Raw genomic sequence first — 270 nt, forward strand, 5'->3', positions numbered from 1 at the left:
ACGTCGCCTCTGCAATCTTTCCAGCGAAAGATCAACAGATCTGTAAAACAATGGTGGAGCCTAGCGGGATCGAACCGCTGACCTCCTGCATGCCATGCAGGCGCTCTCCCAGCTGAGCTAAGGCCCCGATCATTGTAACTTCGAATGGTGGAGCCTAGCGGGATCGAACCGCTGACCTCCTGCATGCCATGCAGGCGCTCTCCCAGCTGAGCTAAGGCCCCTTAACCATTCAAATTTCAGAAAAACTTCTGTGGGAGGAAGTTTTCTGCC

The 270-nt window shown here is 54.1% G+C and carries 2 tRNA genes; both read right to left on the reverse strand.

What is annotated here, in order from left to right:
* Window positions 1–51 precede the first annotated feature (51 nt).
* Window positions 52–127: transfer RNA gene (locus EOE18_RS18325), tRNA-Ala, on the reverse strand.
* An 18-nt stretch (window positions 128–145) separates the two neighbouring features.
* A tRNA-Ala gene (locus EOE18_RS18330) sits at window positions 146–221 on the reverse strand.
* Window positions 222–270: the final 49 nt, after the last annotated feature.

It is taken from the genome of Novosphingobium umbonatum, assembly GCF_004005905.1.
Classification (GTDB): domain Bacteria; phylum Pseudomonadota; class Alphaproteobacteria; order Sphingomonadales; family Sphingomonadaceae; genus Novosphingobium; species Novosphingobium umbonatum.